Genomic DNA, 4,168 nt, shown 5'->3' on the forward strand with positions numbered 1-4,168 from the left:
GCGATGCCGTCGATCACGCTGATGATGTCGCTGATGCGCTGGCTGCTCTGGTTGATGTCGTTCATGGTGTGCACCACCTGACCGACGACGGCGCCGCCGCGCTCGGCCACCTCGGCCGCGCTCGACGCCAGCTGGTTGGCCTGGCGCGCCGAATCGGCGCTCTGCTTGACCGTGGCGGTGAGCTGCTCCATGCTGGCCGCGGTTTCCTCCAGGTTGCTGGCGGTCTGTTCGGTGCGGCTGCTCAGGTCCTGGTTGCCCATGGCGATCTCGCTGGCCGCCTGGCCAATGCCGTCGCTGGACTGGCGGATCTGACCCACCACCCGCTGCAGGCTGGCCTGCATCTCGGCCAGCGAGCGCAACAGGCCGCCGATTTCGTCCTGGCGGGTGGCGCTGATGCGGCGCGTCAGGTCGCCATGGGCAATGGCGTCGGCGAAGTCGCCGGCCTCGCGCAGCGGGCGGGTGATGGAGCGGCCAATGGTCACCGCGACGATGACCCCCACCAGCAGCGCGGCGCCGGCCAGGGCCAGCACGAACAGCACCGCCTGGTCCACCGCCGCGCGGGCCTGGGTGGCGTATTCGTCCACAAAGCGGTGCTGCAGCTTGACCAGCTCCTCCTGCGCCGCCATGTAGGCGTTGGCCGCCGGCAGCAGCTGGCCGCTCAGCAGGCGGCTGCTGCCGTCCAGGTCGTCGGCCTTGAGGGCGTCGAAAAAGGTCTTGCGCGCGGCGATGTAGTCGGCCCGCAGCTGGGCGATCTTGGCCAGCAGCGCCTTGCCTTCGGCGGAGGCGATTTCGGTCTCCAGCGACTTCTGCAGCCCGTTGATCTGCTGCGTGGTCTCGGCGATCTGCGGCGCGAAGTAGGCCTCCACCTCGGGGTCGTTGCGGGACTTGGCGATCGCCATCACCCGGTTGACGTTGAGGCGGGTGCTGTCGGCCCAGTTGTCGGTCAGGGCGGCGCGGCGCTCCATCTGCACCACCCGGTCCAGGTCGCCCAGCAGCACGCGGAATTCGAACAGCGACAGGGCCACCACCGCGGCCAGCAACACCAGCACGGCCGCAAAGGCCAGCCCCAGCCGGGTGCCGATGCGCAAGTTGGTCAAATTCATGGGGAAAGTCCTCTGCGGGGTTCGTGAAGAAAAAGGGGCGTCAGCCGCGCGCCGTCAGGCGGCGTTCCGGCCCCTGGTAGCCCCGTTCGGGGCCGTGGCCGCGGGTGGCCGCGGGCGTCAGGGGCGGGTGGCCCACGGCGCCGTCGCCCAGGCGGAACACGGCCACCACGTCGTTCAGCCGCTGGGCCTGCTCGCGCAGGCTGTCGGCGGCGGCGGCGCTCTGCTCCACCAGCGCCGCGTTCTGCTGAGTCACCTGGTCAAGCTGGCCCACGGCGGCGTTGATTTCGGTCAGGCCCTGCGCCTGCTCGGCGGTGGCGGTGGTGATTTCGGCGATCAGCGCCGACACCTGCTGCGCGTTGTCCACGATGTCGCGGATGGTGCTGCCGGCCTGGTGCACCAGCTGGGTGCCGGCGTCGACCTTGTCCACGCTGGCGCTGATGAGGGTCTTGATCTCGCGCGCGGCCTCGGCGCTGCGCTGGGCCAGGCTGCGCACCTCGCCGGCCACCACGGCAAAACCGCGCCCGGCCTCGCCGGCACGCGCGGCTTCCACCGCCGCGTTCAGCGCCAGGATGTTGGTCTGGAAGGCGATGCCGTCGATCACACCGATGATGTCGTGGATCTTCTGGCTGCTGCGGTTGATCTCGTCCATGGTGGCCACCACCTGCCCCACCACCGTGCCGCCGCGCTGGGCGACCTCGGCGTTGGCGCTGGCCATGCGGCTGGCGGACTGGGCCGCCTCGCTGGACTGGCGCACGGTGCCGGTCATCTCCACCATGCTGGCGGCGGTTTCTTCCAGGTTGCTGGCGGTCTGCTCGGTGCGGTTGCTCAGGTCCTGGTTGCCGCTGGCGATTTCCTGGCTGGCCGCGCGGATGCTCTCGGCCGCCTGGCGCACCTGGCCCACGGTGCGCGACAGCGAGGCCTGCATGTCGGCCAGGTTGCGCAGCAGTTCGGCCAGTTCGTCGGCGCCGCGCAGGTCGGCGCGGGTGGTCAGGTCGCCGCGGGCAATGGCCACCGCCAGGCCCTGGGCCTGCTCCAGCGGCCGGCAGATGCTGTGCATGTTGGCCAGCGTGGTGGGCACCACCACCAACACCGCCACCGCCACCGTGCCCACAAACAGCCACAGCGCCCACTGGGCCACGCGGTCGGCGCCGGTCATCACGCCGGCCAGTTCGTCGGCCAGCAAGCCGTCCAGCCGCTGCAGCACCGCGTCGGCCTGCTGCAGCGGGGCCTGGCCTGGGGCCAGCGCCTGCTGGGCGGCCGCCACCTCGGTCAGGGTGCCGGCCTGCATCGCGGCCAGGGCCGGCTCCAGGGCACGGCGGTAGGCCTGCATCTGGTCGCGCAGGCCGTCCACCAGGGCGTTGTCCTCGTCGGCCTCGCCGGCCAGCATGGCCTGCACGGCCGTGTCCACCCGGCCCAAGGCCTCGGCCCAGGCGGCCTGGCTGGTGCGCCACGCCTCGGGCGAGGGCGCGTGCAGCGCCAGGGCCTGTTCGTGGCGCCGGGTCTCGGCCAGGGCCAGCCGCAGCTGGCCCAGCGCCACCGATTCGGCCAGCGCGTGCTCCACCAGGTCGTGCTGCACCGCCTGCATGCGCTGCATGCCCCACAGGCCGGTCGCGCCCACGGCGCACAGCAACACGATCACCACCGCAATCGCCCCCAGCATGCGCAGCCGGATGCTGAAGGCGCGCATCATGCCCATCAGGTCCATCGTCAGCCCTTTCCAGTGGTCGGTTGGCCGGGGCGGCTCAGGCGGCCGCGTCCATCAGGCCCATGTCGGGGCTGCTCATCAGGGCCTGGATGTCCATCAGGATCAGCATCCGTTCGCCCACGCTGGCGATGCCGGTGATGAAGGCCGTGTCCACGGTGGAGGTGCCCATCTCGGGCGCGGGCTTGACGTGGTCGCGGTCCAGTTCCAGCACGTCGGACACCGAATCGACCACCGCGCCCACCACCCGGCCCTTGACGTTGAGCACGATGACCACGGTGAAGCTGTTGTATTCGACTTTTTCGCAACCGAGCTTGATGCGCAGGTCCACCACCGGCACGATGACGCCGCGCAGGTTGACCACGCCCTTGATGAAGGGCGGCGCGTTGGCGATGCGGGTGGGCTCCTCGAAGGAGCGGATTTCCTGCACGCGCAGGATGTCGATGCCGTACTCCTCGGCCCCCAGGCGGAAGGTCAGGTATTCGGCGCTGTTGTGTGCGGCGGTGCGGCCGGTGGCCGGTGCGGTGCTCGTTGACGCGTTGGGGTTCATGCGCTCTCCTCGGTGCGGGTGCAGCCTATGCGTACAAGTATCGGCCAAAAAAAGCGGCACTGGATGCACAATCCCTACAAATATGTCCCCACCGCTCGTGAGATTTGTGTGAACCCCCGCCGTGCCCCTTCCCCCAGCCCCTGGCGCCTGTGGCTGGCCCGTTGGCTGCCCGCCCTGGCGCCGGCGCCCGCCACGCCGCCGCGCGCCGAAGCGCCGCGGCGCGGCGGCGACCACCCGGCCAAGGACCAGCGGCTGCGCCGCAGCGCCCGTCGCGAACACCTGTACGCGGTGGTGCGCGAAAACATGATCCGCGCCGGCGTGCTCTCCGGGGCCTACAAGTTCAAGGTGCTGACGCTGGACCACGACGGCCTGACCCACGTGGTGCTGATCGACATCCAACCCGGCGCGCTGGAGCGGGTGCCGGGGGCCGAAAGCCAGATCGAGCACAGCCTGCAGCAACTGGCCGGGGAACGCCTGGGGCTGGAGGTGAAGTCGGTGTACTGGCGCCACAGCGGCCCGGCGGCGGCCCACCCGCCCCACGCCGCCGCACCGGCCAGCGCCCAGGGCCCCGGCTCGGGCGGCCACGAGGCCGTGGGCGCGGACGAACTGGCCGCACTGGAACAGGCGCTCAAGGGCGACCACCAGGGTGCCTGGGACGCCCGGCGCCCGGAATTCGAGCCGACCCGGCCCATGCCCCGCGCCCGCGACAAGGGCTTTGCCCCGCTGAGCGACACCCAACTGGGCGACCTGGACTGACCACCCGGCGCACGGGCCGTGGCCGGATCAGGCACCGGCTCAGTGGCCGGCGAAATC

The 4,168-nt window shown here is 71.1% G+C and carries 4 protein-coding genes; 1 reads left to right on the plus strand and 3 read right to left on the minus strand.

Translation table 11 applies throughout. The features are described from left to right. The 3 genes from HA630_RS17415 to HA630_RS17425 all read right to left on the minus strand — a co-directional run. Positions 1 to 1,103 (minus strand): HAMP domain-containing protein (locus HA630_RS17415; RefSeq protein ID WP_166836331.1); only part of this gene is annotated, 1,103 nt, incomplete at its 3' end. A 40-nt stretch (positions 1,104 to 1,143) separates the two neighbouring features. Beyond that, the gene (locus HA630_RS25685) at positions 1,144 to 2,808 is read right to left on the minus strand and encodes a methyl-accepting chemotaxis protein (RefSeq protein ID WP_166836333.1); all 1,665 of its coding nucleotides are present in this window, start codon (positions 2,806 to 2,808) and stop codon (positions 1,144 to 1,146) included. Between the two features lie 37 nt (positions 2,809 to 2,845). Next, positions 2,846 to 3,355, minus strand: a complete 510-nt coding sequence (locus HA630_RS17425; protein ID WP_166836334.1) for a chemotaxis protein CheW — start codon at positions 3,353 to 3,355, stop codon at positions 2,846 to 2,848. A gap of 108 nt (positions 3,356 to 3,463) precedes the next feature. Here HA630_RS17425 and HA630_RS17430 point away from each other — a divergent pair, with 108 nt between their 5' ends. Beyond that, a complete protein-coding gene (locus HA630_RS17430; protein ID WP_166836335.1) occupies positions 3,464 to 4,111 on the plus strand; it encodes a hypothetical protein in 648 nt (215 codons plus the stop codon). The last annotated feature ends 57 nt before the right edge of the window (positions 4,112 to 4,168 follow it).

It is taken from the genome of Aquabacterium sp. A08 (genome assembly GCF_011742065.1).